This is a genomic window from Bradyrhizobium sp. B120, assembly GCF_049075665.1.
Classification (GTDB): Bacteria; Pseudomonadota; Alphaproteobacteria; order Rhizobiales; family Xanthobacteraceae; genus Bradyrhizobium.
The window spans coordinates 8,819,656-8,842,151 of sequence record NZ_CP185242.1 but is presented as its reverse complement, the minus strand read 5'-3'; the positions used below and the strand labels follow the sequence as shown (position 1 = coordinate 8,842,151).

The window sequence follows — 22,496 nt, the reverse complement described above, 5'->3', positions numbered from 1 at the left end:
CCTCAAGGGGCGCGCCGGCCGGACAAGTCGCGGCCGAGCACGAAAGCCGGCAAGGTCGCAAGGTTGTCACGAACCACGATCGGGGCGGGCGCCCCTTCCGGCGGGTTCATTCCGGCCCGATTATGCCACCAAGTCGGCAAGCGCACACGTGCCGTGCCGAATAGATCATAGCCCGATCCCGCGACGAACAGGCATCGATCGGCCGGGACCGGCAGTTCGTCGAGCGCGAGCTGATAGGGTTGCGGCTGCGGCTTGTAATAGCCGGCGCGCTCGGCCGTCACGAACACGGTGAAGGGAACGCCGATGCGATCGGCGGCGATGCGGCCGAGCCGTTCCGAGCAGTTCGTCACGACGCCGAGCGCGATGCCGGCCTCGTGCAGCGTTTGCAGGACATCGAAAACCTCGGGCCAGGGATCGAGCTCCGCATAGCGTGCGCCAAGCTCCGCGGCCCGTTCGAACGGCAGGCCGACATTGCGCGCCGCCTCGCCCACCAGATCCTCATAGGGACGGTAGCGTCCGGTGGCATAGGTGTTTCTGAGATATTCGGCCCGCCAGCGCAGCCCGGCTTCGTCGGAGCCCGCGACCTTGTTCCAGAGCGTCCAGCTGTCGAGCAGCGCGGTCAGCAGATCGAACAGAACGGCGTCATAGGCTCGGGTCATCGGCTGCGCTCCGTCTGCTACCATCCGCGAAACCGCTCCCATTGCCGGACCGAGCCGGAGCCGGCGGCGACGACATGGTAGCGGTCGTGCTGGGCTCCGGTCGCGCAGGCATGGTTGGGCAGGATCCGCACCTTGGTCCCGACCGGCAGCGTCACTTGCGGCGCTGTGCTGCCGGGTCGGAGCGCAATGATGCCGTGCTCCTGATTGGTCTCGGTCTCAATCAAATCGGGGTAGGGCCGTCCATCGATATCGCAGACGATGCCGTAACCCTGGTCGATCGGCTGCTTCGCGGTGCCGCGATCGCGCGACAGCGCCATCCAGCCGGCGTCGATGAAGGTCCAGCCGCGGTCGGCGCGATGGCCGATCACCGTCGCGAGCACCGACAGCGCAATGTCCTCGACCGCGCAGACCCCGATCCCGGCCATCACAAGGTCGAACATCACGAAAACGCCGGCGCGCACCTCGGTGACGCCATCGAGCCGGCGCGCGAAATGCGCCGTCGGCGTCGAGCCGACGCTGACCACGGGGCAGGGCAGTGCGGCTGCACGCAACGCCTCGGCGCAGGCGACCGCGGCGGCGCGCTCCTGCTCGGCCGCCTGCTCGAGCGCCGCCACGCTGCGGCAGGAATAGGATTCGCCGGCATGCGCCATGACGCCGCGCAGTTCAGCGCCGCCTTGATGCAACGCGCGGCCGATCTCGACCAGCAGCGGGTCGTGCGCGCCGACCCCGGCGCGATGGCCGTCGCAATCGATCTCGATCAGAACGGGAATGCGGTCGTTCGTTGCACGGGCCATCGCGGTGACGGCGGCCGCTTGCTCCATGCTGTCGAGCACCACGGACAGGTCCACGCCCTCCCGCCGCAGCGCCGCGACGCGATCGAGCTTTTGCGGCGCGATGCCGACGGCATAGAGGATGTCCTTGACGCCTGCCGCGGCAAAGGCCTCGGCCTCCTGCAAGGTCGAGACCGCAGCGGGGCCGCCCGGGCCGTCCATCACGGCGCGCGCCGCCGGAATCGATTTCGCGGTCTTCAGATGCGGGCGCAGCGGTACGCCGAGCCGCGAAAGCCGCGTCTTCAGGCGGGCGATGTTGTGCAGCATCCGGTCTTCGTCGAGGACCAGGCAGGGCGTCTCGATCCCGGCAAGCGGATGCGGTGCGTTCAAGGCGGGGGCTGATGACATCGGGCGAGACTAGCCGTTTCCATGCTAAGTACAATTTACCGAATGTCATTCTTAGATTAAGCCTGAACTTAATGCTCTCGACCGACGACATCCGCTTCTTCCTGGCCATCGCCGCGGCCCGGTCGCTCGCGGCCGCGGCGCGGGCGCTCGACGTGACGCCATCGGCGGTGTCGCAGCGGCTGCAGAGTCTCGAGCAGCGTCTGGGCGTTCAACTGGTCAGCCGTTCGGCCCGGCGGCTGACATTGACCGATGAGGGCGAGCTGCTGGTGCTGCGCGGCGGTACGCTGCTCGACGAGGCGACGGAGTTGACGGAAGCGCTGCAGGCGCGTCGCGGAACCATCGCCGGCCACCTGAAGATTCTCGCGCCGCTCGGCTTCGGACGCCGCTACATCGCCCCGGTCGTTGCCGCCTTCCGATCCCGCCACCCGGACGTGTCGGTCGAGCTCGAACTGTCCGATCGGCCGGGACGTGCCGCCGCAAGCGCATGGGACGTCATGATCCATATCGGCGCGTTGAAGGACTCCACGCTTCGTTTGCAGCGCCTTGCGCCCAATGAACGCTTTCTATGCGCTTCGCCGGCCTATCTGAAGCACCGCGGAACGCCGGCGGGCCCGCAGGAGCTACGCGGGCATCAATGCATTGCGCTCCGCGAAAACGAGGAGGACGTGACGCTCTGGCGCTTCTCGCGCCGGCGGGCGCCGGCGGAGCCCGACGTCATCAGGATCGAGCCGATGCTGTCGAGCAATGACGGCGAGGTCGTGAAGGCCTGGGCGCTGGCGGATCACGGCCTGATCGTCAGGTCGGAGTGGGATGTCGCCGAGGATCTCGCCGGTGGCCGGCTGGTGCGGGTCCTGCCGAACTTCCGCCTGCCGCCGGCTGACATCGTCGCGCTGCTCAATCCGGGTCGCAGTGGCCGGGCCAGGCGTACGCAGGCTTTCGTCGAGCAGTTGCGCGCCGCCCTCGCGCCGCCGCCGTGGCGCAACAGGCCGCGATGACGGACGGCGCGATCGCTTACGCCGCGCCGGCCTGCCTGTTCAGGTAGCCCTTGGCAAAGTCGAGATACCAGTCGAGGCAGCCGGGATTGGCCATCGCATCGCGGTTGATGACCTTCTCGACTGGGTGGCCGAGCAGAAGCTTCTTGACCGGCAGTTCCTGCTTCTTGCCGGACAGCGTGCGCGGAATTTCCGCCACGACGAAGATGTCGTTGGGCAGGAAGCGGCGCGACAGGCCGGCTTCCACGGCCTTGTTGATCTTCGCCTTCATCGCGGCATCGAGGACAATGCCCTCGCGCAGCACCACGAACAGCGGCATGTAGCTGTCGCGGCCGAGATATTCGAGGTCGACGACCATCGAATCCAGCACCTCCGGCAGCGCCTCGATCGCCGAATAGAGCTCGCTGGTGCCCATCCGCAAGCCGTGGCGGTTGATGGTGGCATCGCTGCGGCCGTAGATCACGCAGGATCCGTCGGGGTTGATCTTGAGCCAGTCGCCGTGCCGCCACACCGGGCCGCGGCCACTTCCGTCGAAATTGTCGGGATAGGTCTCAAAATAGCTCGACAGATAGCGCGCATTGCCGGGATCGTTCCAGAAGCGCAGCGGCATCGAGGGCAGCGGCTCGGTGCAGACGAGCTCGCCGACCTCGTCGATCACGGCGCCGCCCTGCTCGTCGAACGCTTCCACCGCACAGCCGAGCAGGCGGCATTGCATGATGCCCGGGGTCTGCGGCAGCTCGCGATTGCCGCCGATGAAGGCGCCGGCAAAATCCGTACCGCCGGAGATATTGGCCCACCACATGTCGGCCTGCGTGGCATTCCCGTTGCGTATCGAAAGCGCGGCGAAGCGTTCGTTGAACCAGGCCTGCGTGTCGGCGCTGAGCGGCGAGCCGGTCGAGCCGAGCGCGCGCAGACCCGAGAGGTCGCCGGCATCTGCGAGATCGATCTCGGCCTTGGTGCAATTGGCGAAGAACGCCGCGCCCGCGCCGAAGAAAGTGGCCTTGGCGTCGGCGACGAAGCGCCACAGCGTGGTCCAGTCCGGCTTGTCCTTGGTGCCGCCGGGACTGCCGTCGAAAATGCAGCAGGTCGTGCCGTTGAGCAGACCGTTGGCCTGGCAGTTCCACATGATCCAGCCGGTCGACGAGTACCAGTGGAAGCGCTCGCCGAACGAATTCGGGTGGTAGCTGCAGCCGATGTCGTTGTGCAGCGTTGAGAGCGGCAGCGCCACGACGATGATGCCGCCATGGCTGTGCAGGATCGGTTTCGGCAATCCGGTGGTGCCCGAGGAGTAGACGATCCAAAGCGGATGGTCGAACGGCAGCCATTCCGGCTCGAAGGCGTCGATCTCCGCGCTCTGGCCCGCAAGAATGGACGACAGTCGGGTTTCGGACGGCGCGGCATCGCTGTGCAGGATGACATGCTCGACCGTCGGCAGCGCGCGCCGCAATTCCTCGATCACCGACCTCCGGTCATGGCGCTTGCCGGCATAGGTCACGGCGTCGCAGGCGATCAGCACTTTCGGCTCAATCTGCTTGAAGCGGTCGATCACCGCGGGGGCGGCCATGTCGGGTGCGCAGACGCTCCAGATCGCACCCAGGCTCGCGGTCGCGAGAAACGCGATGATCGTTTCCGGGATGTTCGGCAAGTATGCCGCGACGCGATCGCCGGCGCGGACGCCCTTGGCCTTCAGATGCAGCGCGAGCGCCGCCGATTTGCGCTGCAGCTCCGGCCAGCTCGTCTCCGAAAGCTTGCCGTCCTCGCCGCTCGAGATCAGGGCCGGCAGGCCGGCGGCATGCGCCGGCGCGACGTGCCGGAAAACCTGGCGCGCGTAATTCACCGAAGTGCCGGGAAACCACACCGCGCCCGGCATCTTGCGCTCGGCCAGCACTGCCGAATGCGGCGTCGGCGAGCGCAGATCGAAATAATCCCAGACGCTCTGCCAGAAGCCGTCGACATCGGTGACCGACCAGCGCCGCATTGCCTCGAAATCCGCAAACGCGAGGCCGCGCGTTTCCTTCAGCCAGTCGCGGTAAAGGGCCATTTGCGGGACGTAAGGTGCGGTCATGGGCGTTTCCGGAATCTCTTGTGTTGTGGCATGCGCGATCGAGGCAAGCCTTCGTGTCTTAACATAGTGATGCGAGCGCGGGGAACGCAGTCGAGGTCGCGGCTTGCGTCATATTCTTACCGCCGCCGCAGCGTGCTATTGCGTTGGGTGCGGGGCTGATTCCATGCCTATCCGATAGCGAGCGGCCATGTCCGTCGGCGAACTTTTCATCCTCGGCTTCCATGGCAAGGTCATCCCGCCCTGGCTGACGGAATTTGCCGCGCAGTTCGGGCTCGGCGGGGTGATTCTGTTCGATTACTCCTGCCAGACCCGGCAATACGACAACAATATCGCCTCGCCCACGCAGCTGCAGTCGCTGTGCGCCGAGATCGCAGGCCTGCCGTCGCAGCCGCTGGTCTTCATCGACCAGGAGGGCGGTCTGGTGCGCCGGCTCAAGGATGGCTTGGGCTTTCAGCCGTTGCCGAGCGCGAAGGATTTCAACCGGCTCGGGCATGCAGAAAAGCAGACGATCCTGGCAGCGAGCTATGGCGAGCTGGGTCGGCTCGGCATCCGCTACAATTTCGCGCCCGTCATCGACGTCGATTTCAACCCCGACAATCCCAACATCGGTAGGATCAAGCGATCCTATTCGTCCGAGATCGGCGAGGTCGCGGCCAATGCCCGCCTGGTCGACGCCGCGGCACGGCAGGCAGGGGTGGGCCTTTGCCTGAAGCATTATCCCGGCATCGGCGGCGCGCACGTCGATTCGCATCTGGAGTTCATGGATATTTCCGATGCGCTGCGGCCGGAGCAGGAAGAGCTGTTCTACACGCTGGCGCCGCACATCTTCGGCGATGCGGTGCTGGTCAGCCACGCCATTGTCCGCCAGTGGGACGCGCAGCATCCGATGACACTGTCATCGGCGGGGATCGGCCGCCTTCGCCACCGGCTGCCCGAGACGCTGCTGATCACCGACGACATGCAGATGCAGGGGCTGCAGAAGGCGCTCGGCACCAGCGCGGCCAGCCTGCAGGCGATCGCCGCCGGCATGGACATGGTCTGCATCGGCAACAATCTGCTCGACCAGGAGCAGGCGATGGCCGGCATCGCCACCGCGGTCGCGGGTGCGGTGCAGGACGGATCACTGGATCAGGCCGCGGTGCAGCGCTCCATTGCGCGGGTGCAACAGCGCAAGGCACTGCTCGCCTGACGGCATTGAACCAAATTTTCTGCCGGCCGACCATAGAGAGCGGAACCAAATTTCATTGCCGCGATTTAACAAAGACGCTCATCGGGGCTAACAACCATGAAGATGCTCAAGCGTCTCTTCCGATTGACCTGGCTACGCCGCGTCGCACGCCACCCAGCCGATTTGCCGCCTGCCTCCATCGATCCCGACGAATTCAGCCGCCTGCTTTGCAGCGGACGCCGCCAGGATTTGCGGACATTGGCGAAGCGGCTGAGCCAGCGTTCGCGGGCTCACGCCTAGAGCATGATCCGGAGAAGTGCGAAGCGGTTTCCTTCGCGACAAACGCGGAACGCGTTTGCGCGGAGATCATGCGAGCTAAAGTATGCGTCTTTATTTAGTTCTGCCCCCAGGCGGTCAATGCCGTGGTGAAGGCTGAATCTCCCGCCGATCCTTTTTCCACCGCGAGGATCGCGCGATGCTGATTGCCGTCAACGATCGCGATATCGAACCAAGGTCGCTCCTTGAGCGCCTGGAGGTTGCGCTGCCGGTCCGCCTGGCCATTCGATAGGCCGATCATGAACATATTATCGGTGACCCTGGCGGAAATGCCGGCGAGCGCGATCCCACGTCCCTGCTCGGTCGATTTCGTCAGCATCCCCGCCACATTGTTGATGCGCTGCCCCGGGACCGGCACGAATGTCAGCTCAATCAGATGGCTGGCCGGAAGAGCCTTATCCGTGTTGCGCTTGAGCGTCAGCGTCATCTTGAACCGTTTTGGGATATCGACGTCGGCGAGCACGATGGTTTCATCGGGCGCTCCAACCGATTTGATCGTATCGGTGTGCCAGACGACCGAGCCCAGAAGCTTCCGGCCATACGGATCGCTCGTATCCTCCTCGAACAGCACGGCCCAGGCGGCGGACGGCGCTGTGTCGTCCGCAGCGGCATGTACTCTGCCGGGATGGATGGCAATCGACGCCAGCAAGGCAAGCGCAAACGCCAGTCGGCCGCGCAGCCGGCGCGTGCGGGGTGCGCTTGGGCGGTGCTCGGTTCTTGTCATGACAGGACTTCCGTCGCCTCGATGGTCTTCTCTACCGAAGCGGGAAAAGTCCAGCAAGCGCGCTTGACCCGATCGGTTACTGCTTCGCCTTCTCGTGATTGCCGATCCCAACCGCCTTGTAGTCGTAGGTCGGATAGAACTCGGTGTGGTAGGCGCCCCAGGCACTGTTCTCGATGACGCGGTTGACCTCGCGCAATCGCGAGGCCGGCAGCCGCAGGGTCACCACCTGGCCGACCCCCATCATCACGTACCAGCTCACCACCTCGACACCCTCGGGCGGAAACGCCTTGTAGAAGCCCTGCCGCTCGAGCTGCGCATTCAACTCGCTGAGTGGGCGTGACTGATCATGCTTGAAGAAGATGGTGACCATGATCGCGTTGTCTGACGTCGGCGCGGCATTGCCGGTCGGCGTGGTCTGGCCCTGCGCGCCGGTGCCGGACAGCAGTGCTGCGGCGAGCGCCGCAATCGTCATCCAGGATCCATTCCGCCCGTTCCGCCCTCGCTTCATTGTCGCGCCCTTTTGTTGTTGATCGAGAGGCGGCGATCATCGCGGCGCATGCTGGGGCTGTAAATTGACATTCGCCTGACCCAACGCCCACCCACGCGCCCCTGGGCCGATGTGATCCGTCTCATACGCGCGTCGGCCGGCGTGCGGTAAGCCGATGCGATCCCGATGCCCGGAGGGTTGATCGATGACGACCCGGCGAATGGCGTATTGGTGGTTCAGGATCGTCCTTTCGGGACGCTTCCTGCAGAAATTCCTCCGGCTGCGGCGCCCTTGATGTCTGAGGGGCGGCGCGCATCTTGCCCATTTCAACCTGAGGCCAGCCGGCGGATGTGGGTGCGGACGCGCCCGGGAGCGCGTCGGGAAGGTAAAGGCCCACCTGCGGGGATCGTCAGGCTGAAACGCCTCGCCGTCCCGTAAGACTACTGTCCTTTGGCTCAAACAAGCGAGATTCGTTGCCAAATCAGCGGTAATCTGCGCCTGCTTGGCAGGTCGGGGCCCGAGGTCACAGTTGCGTCACCCGTAGTTTTACGGAGCCCCGTGTTAACGCGGCCACAAGTTCACCTTCGGTAAACCATACTTATGACGCAACATGACAATCGAGCCGAGGCGCGCCTTCCGCCATGGATGGGCGGAACCGCGACGCTCGAGACGCAGCCGCCCGAGATTCAGGGAGCCGCCGTGCCGCGACCGCAGGTGACCGCGGACGCCGGGGCGGCGATCGTCCGGCAATTCAACGGGCCGGTGACGGCGTTGCTGCTCTACATGAACGAACTCAAACAGCACAGTCAGCAGTTCGCGCATGCGCCCGGCAACGGCGTCTATCTGCGGCAGGTGATCGAGAACGCGCTCGAGCAGACCGAGCGGGTGTCCGCGATGCTGAAGCAGATCTCCGATCTTTATCCGAATGCGATACCGGCCACCGATCTCAGGCCGCCGCTTGACGATAAGCCGCCAGGCGCCCGGTCACCCGATGTCATGTTCACGCCGGAGGCGGGGCGCAAGCCGCTGACCAAGCGCGAACGTGAGGTGCTCAGCCTGATTAGCGACGGCTATTCCAACAAGCAGGGCGCGCTGCGGATGAACATCAGCCCGCGCACCTTCGAGAGCCATCGCGCCGAAGCCATGCGCAAACTGGGTGCGCGCAACACCGCAGATCTCGTCCGCAAGGCCTTGTTGCATTCCGCATAGAGCGTTTTCAGGCGAAGCCTGCCCCGCACCTGATGCGGGGTGGGTGCCGTTTCGCGTAGAGAAGCGCATCAAAACCAAAGTCCAGAGTCCCGTTCCGATTCGATCGGAGCGGGCTATGAGCGGTGTTCGCGGTTCTCAGAAATCGTCTTCCGCGGCGAAGCACAGGCGCGGCGCGAACCGCGCGGCGGAGGCGGCTGCCTTCGGCTCGTCCGGAACGATCGTGACCACCCATGCCGCCGTCGCGCCGGACTTGCTTTCGACGATCGCGCGCACACGTCCCGTGACCGTCGCGCCGGCGGACCTGACGGTGGCGGGCCGGCCGTTGAACTGGGCCATGCGGAAGCGCCGGGCTTCCTTCCGGTCGGTCGTCTCGTACGTGAACATCGGCTCCCCCGTGCGTCGACGCGACTTTGCGGATGCAGCGTTATCCGACGGTGAAAATCGTACGCCGTAGAAGTACGGCTTGTGCGCCGGCGGGAGCGGTTTCGCGCGAAGTGGGTAGCGCTTCGCGTGAACAAGACGCGTCAAGAATAGCAAGCTCTAGCCGCCGGTTTGCTGCCAACTCAGCAGCTCCGCATACTGCGCCTTGACCGTAGCATAGCATTCGCACGCGGTCCGGATCAGTCCATCCGCATTGGTGATCTCGATGTGGCCGCGGCTGTAGTGGATGAAATTGGCCTGTTGCAAGGTATGCGCGACCAGCGACACGCTGTTGCGGCGTGCGCCGATCATCTGGGCCATCGCCTCCTGCGTCAGGGCGATCTTGTTGCTGCCGGAGAGATCGCGGGTGTGCAGCAGGCATCGCGCCAGCCGCGACTCCACGGTGTGCGCGGCGTTGCAGCCGGCCGTCTGCTGGATCTGGGCATAGACGGCGAGACCGTGCCGAATCAGCATCGCTCGCAGCGTCGGGCTCTGGCCGGCGGCCGTCCGCAAGGCTTCGACCTCGATCGTCGAAGCGACGCCCGGCACCAGCACCACGGCGCTGTTCTGCGTGGGGGCTTCACCAAGCCCTGCGAACGCACCATAGATGCTGCCGCGGCCGACCATCGCGATCTGCACGCACACGCCTCTTGCCAGCCTGACCACCAGCGAGATCACCCCTTTGTGCGGCATGTATGTCCGCTTGAGCATCTCGTCGGTCTCGATCAGGACCGAATCGGCGGCGAGGTCGATCGTCCGCAAATAGGGCCGGATCAGCCCAAAATCGCTCTCCGAGAGCGAAGACAGAAATCCGTTGGGCGATCGCGGAACCGTATCCAAAGCAACCTCCTGCCTTCCGGCAAAGCTTGTCTCTGGTCATCAAAGCCGATGCGTGCAGTTGGGTCGTTATGCAACCTATTCTGGCACGTCTTGGGTTCCAATGGAAACATATCTTGGTTCCATTAGGAATACGCCGATCGCCGCAACATCACGTTATCCGCGGTTGCAGCAGGTCGCGGCGATCAATCTTCGGGCCCGATCAATTGTTCGGCGTGCGCCTTGACGGTCGCATAGCATTCACACGCCGCTTTCCGCAGACCGTCGATATCGGTGATTTCGATATGGCCGCGGCTATAGCGCAGGATACCGGCTTGCTGAAACCCATGCGCGACGATCGAAACCGCATTGCGCCGCACACCGATCATCTGCGCCAGCATCTCCTGGGTCAACGGCAGGGCTTCGCTGCCGCACAGGTCGCGCGCGCGCAGCAGCCAGCGCGACAGCCGTGCCTCCACCGGATGCGACACGTTGCAGGCGACGGATTGCTGGGTCTGCGCCATCAGCGCCTGCTCATAGAGAGCAACCAGGGTCCGGAACTCCGCGCTGCGATTGGCGGCCTCGCGGAAATCTTCCGCCCGCACCATCGACGCCGTGCCCGGCACCACGACAATCGCGTCGGCGAGCAGCGGCCGCTCGTGCAGGGCGGCGGATGCGCCGACGATGCCGTCACGACCGATGGTTGCAATCTCGACGGACTGCCCGTCGGACAGATTGACCATCATCGAGACCACCCCGCCGTGCGGGAAATAGACCCGCTGCACCGGCGCGCCGGCATCGGCGAGCACCGTTTCCTTGATCAGGTCGACGGTTTCCAGAACGGGATGAAGTTGCGCGTATTCCGTGGAGGGAAGTGCTTGCAACAGGCGATTGGGCGGACGCGATACCGCGGACATTGGAGCTCCTGCCGAGGGCGGGAGCACTACGGTCTCGCATCACCTACTCTTGGCGTGTGGAGTGCGAACATAGCTTGCCTGTCCAATAGCACAAGGGTTGTGGTGCGGACTCTATACCCTCTAGGGGGCAGACGGTCGGCAATCGCATCGGCCTGCGCGGCGTTCGAGGCGATTCGAATGCCGCGCATCCCGGACGAGACGGTTGCGGCATTGTCTCGCATTTATTGATTTCCATTAACTCTGATGCCTACCCAAGCGTGCGCGGTCGCGACGGCCATTGCGGATGTCGAAGCCCCCGGTCGGCAGCGCGAGCACGCGCCAAGTCCCGCAAATACGAGAACAAATTCGCTGTCACGAGATTGACCCGGCGGCGAACACGCGCCGCTCAGCCGGGCCTCTGCGCCGCGGCCCTAGAATTACCGGCAAAGCCATCCTGGGTATTTGTACGGAGCGGCCCTTTAACGAACGGGTAGCGCGGACAGACCAGTGTGGCATCGGTCGCCGTGCGAAATTTACGGCGTCGCGTCATTCGTGTTCATCCAGAAGGGTACCAGTATGTCCGGCATCGTCCTTTCGTCATCGGTCCGTCAGAACCTGCTTTCGCTGCAGTCGACGGCCGACCTGCTCGCCACCACGCAGAACCGCTTGTCCACCGGCAAGAAGGTCAACACCGCTCTCGACAATCCGACCAACTTCTTCACGGCGCAGTCGCTCGACAACCGCGCCAGCGACATCAACAACCTGCTGGACGGAATCGGCAACGGCGTGCAGGTGCTGCAGGCCGCCAACACCGGCATCACCTCGCTGCAGAAGCTCGTTGACAGCGCCAAGTCGGTCGCCAACCAGGCCCTGCAGGCTGCGGTCGGCTTTTCCCAGAAGTCGCAGGTGACGACCGCCGTGGTCACTGGCGCCACGACCGACGATATCCGTGGCACCGCCACCTACAGCAATGCCACCCTCGCTGGTACGGCCGTCAACAACAATCTCACGACGCCCGCGGCGATCACCACCGCCACCAAGCTCGTCACTGCGACCAACTCCGATACCCTGGCGGCGACCCCGACCGGCACGATCAACGTCAACGGCAAGTCGATCACGTTCTCGACCTCGCAGACCACTTCGACGACCGATTCGTCCGGCAACGTCACCCTCGGCACCGGCGCTGGCAGCAACCTGACCGTCGGCGACCTGCTCACCGCGATCGACGGCATCACCGGAACGACCACCGCTTCCACCATTACGGCTGGTGCGCTCCAGATCAGCACCGGCGTCAACCAGGACCTCAACATCTCCGGCTCGGGCCTCGCCGCTTTCGGCCTTACCGCCGGAACCAAGGCACGCACCGTGGCAACGCCTTCGCCGCTGGATGGCTTGACGCTGACGATCGGCGCGACCGGCAACGGCAAGGCGACCAACATTACGTTCGGTAGCGGCGCGGGCCAGGTGAAGTCGCTCAACGACCTGAACAACGCTCTGTCGGCCAACAACCTGCAGGCGTCGCTCAGCGCAAGCGGTGCGCTCACCATCAGCACCACCAACGATGCTGCGTCTTCGACCATCGGCACGATCGGTGGCACGGCAGCTGCTTCCGGCAAGCTGTTCAACGGCCTCGCGGGCAGCGCCCCGGTGCAGGATCCGAATGGGTTGTCGAACCGCGCCAACCTGGTCAACCAGTACAACAACATCCTGGACCAGATCACCACGACCGCCCAGGACGCCTCCTACAACGGCATCAACCTGCTCAATGGCGATCAGCTCAAGCTGACCTTCAACGAGACGGGCTCCTCGACGCTGAAGATCCAGGGCGTTACCTTCGATGCCTCCGGCCTCAACCTCACCAAGCTGACCGCCGGCACGGACTTCATCGACAACGCTTCGGCCAACGCCACGCTGAAGACGCTCAACAGCGCGAGCGGCCTGCTGCGCACCCAGGCTTCGACCCTCGGTTCGAACCTGTCGATCGTGCAGATCCGCCAGGACTTCTCGAAGAACCTGATCAACGTGCTGCAGACCGGCTCGTCTAACCTGACGCTGGCCGACACCAACGAGGAAGCGGCCAACAGCCAGGCGCTGTCGACCCGCCAGTCGATCGCGGTGTCCGCGCTGGCGCTGGCCAACCAGTCGCAGCAGAGCGTTCTGCAGCTGCTCCGCTAAGCGTAGCCGCGACAGACAACGACTATCGAGGCGGCGGAGGAAACTCCGCCGCCTTTGCTTTTGGGTTCGCTTAACCATCTCGCCGGTTTCAACCCATGTTCAACCCACGTTCAACCCATGTTCAACTCTTGGGCGATCCCGTCCTGATGCAGGCGGATGTCACGGCCGCCAGCGTTTCGCTGGATTTGACGGTCCCTCGATCTTATTTCGTTCAAATTGCGACGACGGGTGGAACGGGCTCTTTCCCGTCCGGGTGGTAAGGCCTGCTCCTGTGAAACTGGCCGCGATGTCGTGATGCGTCGTCCTTGAAGGGCTTTATCGTCCGTATTTGCACGGACGACGAAATTAACGTCGCCGTGAAGCCGGCCAAGTTATCGATGCGAGGCGTGCGTTCCGTAGCACCTTGAGGGGACCTGTCCATGGACGATCTGTTGCGCGAGTTCCTGACGGAGAGCAGCGAGAGCCTGGATACGGTCGATAACCAGCTGGTGCAGTTCGAGCAGGATCCGAACAACGCGAAGATCCTGGACAACATTTTCCGGCTTGTGCACACGATCAAGGGGACCTGCGGCTTCCTCGGGCTGCCGCGGCTGGAAGCGCTGGCGCATGCCGGCGAGACGTTGATGGGCAAATTCCGCGACGGCATGCCGGTGAAGGCGGAAGCCGTGACGCTGATCCTGTCCTCGATCGACCGCATCAAGGAGATCCTCGGCGGGCTCGAGGCGACCGAGGCCGAGCCTGAGGGCAACGACCGCGACCTGATCGATCAGCTCGAGGCGATGGTCGAGCGCGGCATGGCCGCCATGGCTGCTGCTGAAGAAGATGTGCCTGTCGTTGAATCTCCATCCGTGCAGGCGGCGATGACCGAAGGCACGCTGGTGGTGCAGACGCTGGAGCGCCCGCTGCGTCCGGGCGAGGTCTCGCTCGACGAGCTCGAGCGCGCCTTCCGCGAGACCGAGATCGAAGTCGCAGCGCCCGCGCCCGCGCCGGTCGCCAAGCCCGTCGCCGCTGCCCCCGCAGCCGAGCCGGCCGAGGCCGCAAAGAAGCCGGCCCGCAAGGCCGCCACCGAGGATGTTGTCCAGGAAGGCGACAAGATCGCCAACCAGTCGATCCGGGTCAACGTCGATACCCTCGAACACCTCATGACCATGGTCTCCGAGCTGGTCCTGACCCGCAACCAGCTTTTGGAGATCTCACGCCGCAACGAGGACACCGAGTTCAAGGTGCCGCTGCAGCGGCTCTCCAACGTCACCGCCGAGCTGCAGGAAGGCGTCATGAAGACGCGCATGCAGCCGATCGGCAATGCCTGGCAGAAGCTGCCGCGCATCGTCCGCGATCTCTCCGGCGAACTCGGCAAGCAGATCGAGCTGGAGATGCACGGCGCCGACACCGAGCTCGACCGCCAGGTGCTCGACCTGATCAAGGATCCGTTGACGCACATGGTGCGCAACTCCGCCGATCATGGCCTCGAGACCACCGCCGAGCGGGTCGCTAGCGGCAAGCCCGAGCAGGGCACCATTCGCCTAAGCGCCTATCACGAAGGCGGCCACATCATCATCTGCATCGCCGACAATGGCCGCGGGCTCAACACCGAGCGGACCAAGGCCAAGGCGCTCCAGAACGGTCTCGTCACCGAGGCTGAGCTCGAGAAGATGACCGAGGCCCAGATCCACAAGTTCATCTTCGCGCCGGGCTTCTCGACCGCGGCGCAAGTCACCTCGGTGTCCGGCCGCGGCGTCGGCATGGACGTGGTGCGCACCAATATCGACCAGATCGGCGGCACCATCGACATCAAGAGCGTGGCCGGCGAGGGCGCCTCCGTCACCATCAAGATCCCGCTGACACTGGCGATCGTCTCCGCGCTGATCGTGGAAGCCGGCGGCGACCGCTTTGCCATCCCGCAGCTCTCGGTGGTCGAGCTGGTGCGGGCCCGCGCCAACTCCGAGCACCGCATCGAGCGGATCAAGGACACCGCGGTCTTGCGGCTGCGCAACAAGCTGCTGCCGCTGATCCACCTCAAGAAGCTGCTCAAGATCGACGACGGCGCCACCTCAGATGCCGAGAACGGCTTCATCGTGGTCACCCAAGTCGGCAGCCAGACCTTCGGCATCGTGGTCGACGGCGTGTTCCACACCGAGGAGATCGTGGTCAAGCCGATGTCGACCAAGCTGCGGCACATCGACATGTTCTCCGGCAACACCATTCTGGGCGATGGCGCCGTCATCATGATCATCGACCCCAACGGGATTGCCAAGGCCTTGGGCGCGTCCGGCTCCTCGGCCCATGACATGGCCGACGACAATGCGAGCGGCCATGCCACGAGCGGCGAGCAGCTGACCTCGCTGCTGGTGTTCCGCGCCGGCACCTCGCAGCCCAAGGCGGTGCCGCTCGGCCTCGTCACCCGGCTGGAAGAGATCGCAACCGACAAGATCGAGCTCTCCAACGGCCGCTACATGGTGCAGTACCGCGAGCAGCTGATGCCGCTGGTGCAGATGATAGGCGTCGAGGTGCAGACGCAAGGGGCGCAGCCGATCCTGGTGTTCGCCGACGACGGCCGCTCGATGGGGCTCGTGGTCGACGAGATCATCGACATCGTCGAGGAGCGGCTCAACATCGAAGTGGCGGGCTCGCAGGACGGCATTTTGGGCTCGGCCGTGATCAAGGGCCAGGCCACCGAGGTGATCGACGTCGGCCACTTCCTGCCGATGGCGTTTGCCGACTGGTTCTCGCGCAAGGAGATGCGCCCGTCGGCCTCGGCGCAGTCGGTGCTGCTGGTCGACGACAGCGCGTTCTTCCGCAACATGCTGGCGCCGGTGCTGAAAGCCGCCGGCTACAAGGTGCGGACCGCGCCCAATGCCCAGGAAGGGCTCGCCGCGCTGCGCTCGGGACAGGCCTTCGACGTCGTGCTGACCGACATTGAGATGCCCGAGATGAACGGCTTTGAGTTCGCCGAGAACATCCGAAGCGACCACAACCTCACCGGGCTGCCGATCATCGCGCTGTCGGCGATGGTGTCGCCGGCGGCGATCGAGCGCGGCCGGCAGGCCGGCTTCCACGACTATGTCGCCAAGTTTGATCGTCCCGGGCTGATCGCAGCGCTGAAAGAGCAGACCGCCGAACTGCGCCGGGCGGCCTAAAGGAAACCAGAGGATGACCAGCAAGACCGAGACCAGTGAAGGTGCGATGGCCGAATACGTCACCGCCGTGATCGGCGGACAGCTGTTCGGCCTGCCGATCTCGCGGGTGCAGGACGTGTTCATGCCGGAGCGGCTCACGCGGGTACCGCTGGCCTCCAGCGAGATCGCCGGCGTGCTCAATCTGCGCGGCCGCATCGTCACCGTGGTCGACATGCGGGCCCGGCTCGGCCTGCCGAAGGCCGACGACGGCAAGCCGCCGATGGCGGTCGGCGTCGACCAGCGCGGTGAATCCTATGGTCTGCTGATCGATCAGATCGGCGAGGTGCTGCGGCTGCCCGACGACAGCCGCCAGGACAACCCGGTCAACCTCGATCCCCGCATGGCGAGGCTCGCCGGCGGCGTTCACCGCCTCGACGGCCAGCTCATGGTCGTCCTCGATGTCGATCGCGTGCTCGAACTGGTGCCGAAGACACTTGCTGCAGCGTAACGCTCCGCCGCGGAGACGGCGGACTCTACAAGGAGGCCAACATATGAAGACATGTCTTGTCGTCGACGATTCCGGTGTGGTGCGAAAAATCGCACGCCGCATCCTCGAAGGAATGGAATTCACCGTCATCGAAGCCGAGGACGGCGCGGTCGCGCTCGAAGCCTGCAAGCAGGCGCTGCCGGACGCGGTGCTGCTCGACTGGAACATGCCGGTCATGGACGGCTTCGAATTCCTCGTGCAGCTCCGCCGCATGCCCGGCGGCGATGTGCCGAAGGTGGTGTTCTGCACCACCGAGAACGGCATCGACCACATCTCGCGGGCGCTGCATGCCGGCGCCAACGAGTACATCATGAAGCCGTTCGACAAGGACATCGTCATCGCGAAATTCCAGGAAGTGGGTTTGCTGGCGCTCGATGCGTCGGCCGAAGCCTGATACCCAGTTTCACCCTTTGCCTTTGCGAGGCTCCCGTGACGCCCCCCGACTACGAGTATCTGCGTAAGCTCCTGAAGGACCATTCCGGTCTCGATCTGTCCGCGGACAAGCAATATCTGATCGAGAGCCGCCTGCTGCCGCTGGCCCGCAAATGCGGCCTGTCCGGCATCCCCGACCTGATCGCCAAGATCAGGGCCGGCTCATCGACGCACACCGTCCAGGTGGTCGAGGCGATGACCACCAACGAGACGTTCTTCTTCCGCGACAAGGTGCCGTTCGACCATTTCCGCGACACCATCATGCCCGAGGTTCTGAAAGCGCGTGCCGCGCGCCGCAGCATCCGGATCTGGTGCGCCGCCGGCTCGACCGGCCAGGAGCCCTATTCGCTGGCGATGTGCCTCAAGGAGATGGGCACCGCGCTTGCGGGATGGCGGGTCGAGATCACAGCGACCGACCTGTCGCAGGAGGTGCTGGAGAAGTCGAAGGCCGGCATCTACAGCCAGTTCGAGGTGCAGCGCGGGCTGCCGATCCAGCTGCTGGTCAAGTATTTCAAGCAGTCGGGCGAACTCTGGCAGATCAATCCCGAATTGCGCGCGATGGTGCAGCACCGTCAGCTCAATCTGCTGCACGATTTCTCCCAGCTCGGCACCTTCGATGTGATCTTCTGCCGCAACGTGCTGATCTATTTCGACCAGGACACCAAGATCAACATCTTCAACCGGCTCGCCCGGTTGATGGAGGCCGACGGCTTCCTGGTGCTCGGCGCCGCCGAAACCGTGGTCGGCCTGACCGACACGTTCAAGCCGATTCCCGAACGGCGTGGCCTGTACCGGCCGAGCGGGGTGCGGCCAGCGCTTGCAATGCCGAGGCCTGCCATGGCGGTCGGATATTGAGCGATGACGGAGGACGGCAAATCAATTGAGCGTGTCACGTTCAGCCGGGGCGTCGATGTCTGCATCATGGCCATCGACGGCACCTGGCGGCGCGACTGCCAGCTCAATGCCATCTCCGACAATGACGCGGCGTTGACCGTCGAGGGTTCCATTCAGGGGCTCAACCTGAAGGAGTTCTTCCTTTTGCTGTCGTCGACCGGGCTTGCCTATCGTCGCTGCGAGCTGGTCCGCGTCAACGGCACCGAAATGGACATCAGCTTCCTCAAGGGCAAGCCGAGCAAGCGGCGGTCGGGCTCCGACGAAGAGCGGGCCAGAGCCTGATATCAAGAAGGCCTGACGTGACGAAGGCCTGATCCGGCCGGGCGGGCGATGCCTGCCGCCAATCCGAACGTGGAACGGATCGTCGCCTCGTGGGTTGGGGCGTTGTCGGGACCGGTCCGGCCGGTCAGTTCAGGAGGCGCGCCGGGGCCTCTGGATCGCACAGCCGATCGAGCGCCATGCCGAGGCCGGCGTCGCAGGCTTTCAGGGCCGTGGACGCCACGGCATAGCGCGGGGTGACGTCGTCCAGCACGAAGATGTCGGCGGCGGCGTCCTGCTCGGCCAGAAATGCCTCGCGCGCAATCGCCGCCTCGATCAGCCGCAGGCTCGCCTGGACATGGCCGATCAGCGCGACCAGGTCCGTCACGATCAGGCTGTAGGGATCGCTGCCCTCGTCCAGGCACACCGCAACGCCGTCCGCCGCTGCATTTTCCATGCATGTTTCTCCACTGCCCCCACTTTTAGGGACCGCGGTGCTACTTGTGCGTTAAGCGGACGTCCCGTACAAATACGGGTCCATTGATCGAGATGGTCGAGTTACTTCTTGTGCAGTCTGGCCAGCACGCTTCACCACTGATGGACGAGACATATGGTTGAGAATGGCGCTCCTCGCGGGGAAATCTTTGTAGTCGACGACGACCCCGCCGTTCGCGAGACGCTGTCCGTGGTCCTGTCGACCGCCGGCTACAAGGTGATCTGCTTTGCGGACGGCGCCGCGCTGCTCGCGGTGGCGCGCAGCCGGACCCCGGCCTGTATCCTGCTCGACGTGCATATCCCCGGCAAATCCGGTCTCGACATCCTGAAGGAGCTGCACGGCGAGGATTATCCGGCGCCGATCTTCATGATCTCCGGCCAGGGCGACATCACGATGGCGGTCAGCGCCATCAAGAACGGCGCGCTCGACTTCATCGAAAAGCCGTTCCGCGGCAACGAGATCGTCAGCCGCCTCAATGAGGCGATCGACGCCTATACCAGGCGCCAGGCCGAGACCTCGGCATCGCGCATCGCCGCGCTGCACTTTCCCGGCCGCGAGCCGCTGACCCGCCGCGAACGCGAGGTGCTCGAGCAGTTCACCGCGGGCGCCTCCAACAAGGAGGCCGGGCGTCACCTCGGGATCAGCCCGCGCACGATCGAGGATCACCGCGCCAACATCATGAAAAAGCTCGGCGCGCGCAACGCCGCCGACCTCGTCCGCATCGTGATGACGGCGCAGCAGAAGTAAGCCAAGGAAAGCAAAGGCCGGCCAAGCCCGGTTTACGCTCCGATTCCCACATCGCGGGGTTGTGCGCCGCACGCCCGGCACACGGGCAGCGAACGGCACGTCTGCGCCGCGCGCGGGACGAGACGTCAGGAAATCCTGTATATGCGTGGCGCAGGGCATGCGTGCCGAGACCGCGCGCGTGCGAGCTATGTCGAGACACGCGATATCGTAACACGCAATATCGAAGCATATGGCGCAACCAAGATGACCAAGAAGAACAAGACCCCGGATCAATTGCGCAGCGCGCGCTGGTTTGCGCCCGATGATTTGCGCGCCTTCGGCCACAGATCGCGCGCGATGCAGATGGGCTACGCGCCGGAGGAATGGCGCGACCGGCCGGTGATCGCGATCATCAACACCTGGTCGGACGCGCAGCCCTGCCACATGCACTTCAAGAGCCGGGTCGACGACGTCAAGCGCGGCGTGCTGATGGCCGGCGGCTTTCCGCTAGAGCTGCCGGCATTGTCGCTGTCGGAATCGTTGCTGAAGCCGACCACGATGCTCTATCGCAACATGCTGGCGATGGATGCCGAGGAGCTGTTGCGCGGCCATCCGGTTGACGGCGTGGTGCTGATGGGCGGTTGCGACAAGACCACGCCCGGCCTGCTGCTCGGGGCCACCAGCATGAACCTGCCGGCGATCTATCTGCCGGCCGGACCGATGCTGCGCGGCAACTGGAAGGGCCGGACGCTCGGCTCCGGCTCGGACGCCTGGAAATACTGGGACGAGCGCCGCGCCGGCAAGATCTCCGACAAGGACTGGGTCGACATGGAGGCCGGCATCGCCCGCAGCTATGGCACCTGCATGACCATGGGCACGGCTTCGACCATGACCGCGATCGCCGAAGCCATCGGCATGACGCTGCCCGGCGCCTCGTCGATCCCCGCGGCCGACGCCACCCATATCCGGATGAGCTCGGAAGCCGGCCGTCGCATCGTCGAGATGGTGTGGGAGGATCTCACCCCGCAGAAGATCCAGACGCGGAGAGCATTCGAGAATGCGATCACGGTCGCGATGGCGATGGGCTGCTCGACCAACGCCATCATTCACCTGATTGCGCAGGCGCGGCGCGCCGGCCAGGACATCTCGCTCGACGATTTCGAGATCGCGAGCCGCAAGGTGCCTGTGATCGCTAATGTGCGGCCGAGCGGCGACCTCTATCTGATGGAGGACTTCTTCTATGCCGGCGGGCTGCCCGGCCTGATGAACCGGATCAAGCAGCATCTGCATCTCGACTGCATGACCGTCACGGGCAAGACTCTTGGCGAGAACATCGCAGGCGCCGAGGTCCACAACGACGACGTCATCCGCACCGTCGACAACCCGATCTACAAGGAGGGCGCGCTCGCGGTGCTGAAAGGCAATCTCGCGCCGGACGGCTGCGTGATCAAGCCGAGCGCCTGCGATCCGCGCTTCCTCAAGCACACTGGACCTGCGCTGGTGTTCGACGACTATCCCTCGATGAAGAAGGCGGTCGACGACCCCGATCTCGACGTCACGGCCGATCACGTGCTGATCCTGCGCAACGCCGGCCCGCAGGGCGGCCCGGGCATGCCGGAATGGGGCATGCTGCCGATCCCGACCAAGCTCGTGAAGCAGGGCGTGCGCGACATGGTGCGGCTGTCGGACGCGCGGATGAGCGGCACCAGCTACGGCGCCTGCATCCTGCACGTCTCGCCGGAATCCTTCATCGGAGGCCCGCTGGCGCTGGTGCGGAACGGCGACCGCATCACGCTCGACGTCGCCGCGCGCACCATCGATCTCGATGTGTCGGAGGCGGAGCTGGCCGGGCGCCGCGCCGAATGGAAGCAGCCAGAAAAACGCTTCGAGCGCGGCTATGGCTGGATGTTCTCGAAGCACATCAAGCAGGCCAACGAAGGCTGCGACTTCGATTTCCTCGAGACCGGTTTCGGCAAACCGGTGGGCGAGCCGTCGATTTATTAGCCCCCGTCATTCCGGGGCGCGCGGAGCGCGAGCCCGGAATCCATCGGGCCGCATGCGTTGCGGTGAAATGGATTCCGGGCTCGCCGCTACGCGGCGCCCCGGAATGACGAAAGAAAAGAGCAAGTCATGTCAAAACTCAGCGACGCCACCCGCAACAAGCTGAAATCCGTCTCCACCGCCACTGTTGCGACCGCGCTGTTCAAGCGCGGCTTGCGGATCCAGATGATCCAGGATGTTCACCCCTTGAGCCCTGATCAGCCGACCATGGTCGGCGAGGCCTTCACGCTGCGCTACATGCCGGCGCGCGAGGATCTCAACACGATCGAGGTGTTCCGCGATCGCGCGCATCCGCAGCGCAAGGCGATCGAGGATTGCCCGCCTGGCAGCGTGCTGGTGATGGACAGCCGCAAGGATGCGCGCGCGGCCTCGGCCGGCGCGATCCTGGTGACGCGGCTGATGAAGCGCGGCTGCGCCGGCGTCGTCACCGATGGCGGCTTCCGCGATTCGGCCGAGATCGCGCGGCTCGGCTTCCCGGCGTTTCATCATCGCCCGAGCGCGCCGACCAATCTGACGCTGCATCAGGCGATCGAGATCAATGTCCCGATCGGCTGCGGCGATGCGCCCGTGTTTCCCGGCGACGTGATCCTCGGCGACAGCGATGGCGTCATCGTGATCCCTGCGCATCTCGCCGACGAGATCGCGAACGAGACTTTCGAGATGACCGCGTTCGAGGATTTCGTCACCGAGCAGGTCCAGAACGGCCGCGGCATCTTCGGCCTCTATCCCGCGACCGACGAGCAGACGCTGAAGGATTTTGCGGCCTGGCGGAAGGCGAAGGGGCGGTAGCGCCTCCACTCTCCGCCGTCGTTCTTGATGAGCGATCGCCATACATTCCGCT

At 64.7% G+C, this 22,496-nt stretch carries 22 protein-coding genes; 13 read left to right on the top strand and 9 right to left on the bottom strand.

Annotated features, from left to right (window positions below):
- Positions 1–2: 2 nt before the first annotated feature.
- Both ACOIX3_RS40970 and ACOIX3_RS40965 read right to left on the bottom strand, forming a co-directional pair.
- A complete protein-coding gene (locus ACOIX3_RS40970; protein ID WP_420967646.1) occupies positions 3–659 on the bottom strand; it encodes an HAD-IA family hydrolase in 657 nt (218 codons plus the stop codon).
- A 17-nt stretch (positions 660–676) separates the two neighbouring features.
- Entirely contained in the window at positions 677–1,837 is a 1,161-nt protein-coding gene (locus ACOIX3_RS40965; RefSeq protein WP_420967645.1) for an alanine racemase, read from the bottom strand.
- On the opposite strand from ACOIX3_RS40965, the gene ACOIX3_RS40960 reads away from it, so the two are divergent.
- Positions 1,831–2,832, top strand: a complete 1,002-nt coding sequence (locus ACOIX3_RS40960) for a LysR substrate-binding domain-containing protein (RefSeq protein ID WP_420967644.1) — start codon at positions 1,831–1,833, stop codon at positions 2,830–2,832. The genes ACOIX3_RS40965 and ACOIX3_RS40960 overlap by 7 nt on opposite strands.
- Positions 2,833–2,848: 16 nt before the next feature.
- Here the strand turns inward: ACOIX3_RS40960 and ACOIX3_RS40955 are convergent, their stop codons facing one another.
- Positions 2,849–4,894 carry an acetoacetate--CoA ligase gene (locus ACOIX3_RS40955; protein ID WP_420967643.1) on the bottom strand — a complete coding sequence of 682 codons (2,046 nt, stop codon included), beginning with the start codon at positions 4,892–4,894 and terminating at the stop codon, positions 2,849–2,851.
- 187 nt (positions 4,895–5,081) lie between these two features.
- Here ACOIX3_RS40955 and ACOIX3_RS40950 point away from each other — a divergent pair, with 187 nt between their 5' ends.
- Together ACOIX3_RS40950 and ACOIX3_RS40945 are read left to right on the top strand one after the other, a co-directional pair.
- Positions 5,082–6,083: a glycoside hydrolase family 3 N-terminal domain-containing protein gene (locus ACOIX3_RS40950; protein ID WP_420967642.1), complete on the top strand. Its 1,002-nt coding sequence runs from the start codon at positions 5,082–5,084 to the stop codon at positions 6,081–6,083.
- Between the two features lie 96 nt (positions 6,084–6,179).
- Positions 6,180–6,362 (top strand): hypothetical protein, encoded by a 183-nt coding sequence (locus tag ACOIX3_RS40945; RefSeq protein WP_420967641.1) that lies wholly within the window; start codon positions 6,180–6,182, stop codon positions 6,360–6,362.
- A 94-nt stretch (positions 6,363–6,456) separates the two neighbouring features.
- On the opposite strand, the gene ACOIX3_RS40940 is transcribed toward ACOIX3_RS40945, so the two are convergent.
- Positions 6,457–7,122, bottom strand: a complete 666-nt coding sequence (locus ACOIX3_RS40940; RefSeq protein ID WP_420967640.1) for a hypothetical protein — start codon at positions 7,120–7,122, stop codon at positions 6,457–6,459.
- A 76-nt stretch (positions 7,123–7,198) separates the two neighbouring features.
- Positions 7,199–7,630: a hypothetical protein gene (locus ACOIX3_RS40935; RefSeq protein WP_420967639.1), complete on the bottom strand. Its 432-nt coding sequence runs from the start codon at positions 7,628–7,630 to the stop codon at positions 7,199–7,201.
- A 579-nt stretch (positions 7,631–8,209) separates the two neighbouring features.
- Here ACOIX3_RS40935 and ACOIX3_RS40930 point away from each other — a divergent pair.
- Complete coding sequence (locus ACOIX3_RS40930; protein ID WP_420967638.1) at positions 8,210–8,818, top strand: LuxR C-terminal-related transcriptional regulator; 609 nt, start codon at positions 8,210–8,212, stop codon at positions 8,816–8,818.
- A gap of 135 nt (positions 8,819–8,953) precedes the next feature.
- On the opposite strand, the gene ACOIX3_RS40925 is transcribed toward ACOIX3_RS40930, so the two are convergent.
- The 3 genes from ACOIX3_RS40925 to ACOIX3_RS40915 form a co-directional block, all read right to left on the bottom strand.
- The gene (locus ACOIX3_RS40925; protein ID WP_420967637.1) at positions 8,954–9,202 is read right to left on the bottom strand and encodes a hypothetical protein; all 249 of its coding nucleotides are present in this window, start codon (positions 9,200–9,202) and stop codon (positions 8,954–8,956) included.
- Between the two features lie 156 nt (positions 9,203–9,358).
- The gene (locus ACOIX3_RS40920) at positions 9,359–10,078 is read right to left on the bottom strand and encodes a Crp/Fnr family transcriptional regulator (RefSeq protein ID WP_420967636.1); all 720 of its coding nucleotides are present in this window, start codon (positions 10,076–10,078) and stop codon (positions 9,359–9,361) included.
- A 182-nt stretch (positions 10,079–10,260) separates the two neighbouring features.
- Positions 10,261–10,971, bottom strand: a complete 711-nt coding sequence (locus ACOIX3_RS40915) for a Crp/Fnr family transcriptional regulator (protein WP_229170507.1) — start codon at positions 10,969–10,971, stop codon at positions 10,261–10,263.
- 555 nt (positions 10,972–11,526) lie between these two features.
- Here ACOIX3_RS40915 and ACOIX3_RS40910 point away from each other — a divergent pair.
- The 6 genes from ACOIX3_RS40910 to ACOIX3_RS40885 all read left to right on the top strand — a co-directional run bounded on the left by ACOIX3_RS40910 (position 11,527) and on the right by ACOIX3_RS40885 (position 18,396).
- Positions 11,527–13,125 carry a flagellin gene (locus tag ACOIX3_RS40910; RefSeq protein WP_420967635.1) on the top strand — a complete coding sequence of 533 codons (1,599 nt, stop codon included), beginning with the start codon at positions 11,527–11,529 and terminating at the stop codon, positions 13,123–13,125.
- Between the two features lie 419 nt (positions 13,126–13,544).
- Positions 13,545–16,262, top strand: a complete 2,718-nt coding sequence (locus ACOIX3_RS40905) for a hybrid sensor histidine kinase/response regulator (RefSeq protein ID WP_420967634.1) — start codon at positions 13,545–13,547, stop codon at positions 16,260–16,262.
- Positions 16,263–16,275: 13 nt separating this feature from the next.
- Positions 16,276–16,749: a chemotaxis protein CheW gene (locus ACOIX3_RS40900; protein ID WP_176534295.1), complete on the top strand. Its 474-nt coding sequence runs from the start codon at positions 16,276–16,278 to the stop codon at positions 16,747–16,749.
- 43 nt (positions 16,750–16,792) lie between these two features.
- Complete coding sequence (locus ACOIX3_RS40895) at positions 16,793–17,182, top strand: response regulator (RefSeq protein WP_212316523.1); 390 nt, start codon at positions 16,793–16,795, stop codon at positions 17,180–17,182.
- A 35-nt stretch (positions 17,183–17,217) separates the two neighbouring features.
- Positions 17,218–18,075 (top strand): CheR family methyltransferase, encoded by an 858-nt coding sequence (locus ACOIX3_RS40890; protein ID WP_420967633.1) that lies wholly within the window; start codon positions 17,218–17,220, stop codon positions 18,073–18,075.
- Between the two features lie 3 nt (positions 18,076–18,078).
- Entirely contained in the window at positions 18,079–18,396 is a 318-nt protein-coding gene (locus ACOIX3_RS40885) for a hypothetical protein (protein WP_050404430.1), read from the top strand.
- Positions 18,397–18,520: 124 nt separating this feature from the next.
- On the opposite strand, the gene ACOIX3_RS40880 is transcribed toward ACOIX3_RS40885, so the two are convergent.
- A complete protein-coding gene (locus ACOIX3_RS40880) occupies positions 18,521–18,829 on the bottom strand; it encodes a hypothetical protein (RefSeq protein WP_420967632.1) in 309 nt (102 codons plus the stop codon).
- 153 nt (positions 18,830–18,982) lie between these two features.
- On the opposite strand from ACOIX3_RS40880, the gene ACOIX3_RS40875 reads away from it, so the two are divergent.
- The 3 genes from ACOIX3_RS40875 to ACOIX3_RS40865 all read left to right on the top strand — a co-directional run bounded on the left by ACOIX3_RS40875 (position 18,983) and on the right by ACOIX3_RS40865 (position 22,444).
- Positions 18,983–19,615: a response regulator transcription factor gene (locus tag ACOIX3_RS40875; RefSeq protein WP_092121810.1), complete on the top strand. Its 633-nt coding sequence runs from the start codon at positions 18,983–18,985 to the stop codon at positions 19,613–19,615.
- 243 nt (positions 19,616–19,858) lie between these two features.
- Entirely contained in the window at positions 19,859–21,598 is a 1,740-nt protein-coding gene (gene araD, locus ACOIX3_RS40870; RefSeq protein ID WP_420967631.1) for an L-arabinonate dehydratase, read from the top strand.
- A gap of 126 nt (positions 21,599–21,724) precedes the next feature.
- Positions 21,725–22,444 (top strand): ribonuclease activity regulator RraA, encoded by a 720-nt coding sequence (locus tag ACOIX3_RS40865; protein WP_375785863.1) that lies wholly within the window; start codon positions 21,725–21,727, stop codon positions 22,442–22,444.
- The last annotated feature ends 52 nt before the right edge of the window (positions 22,445–22,496 follow it).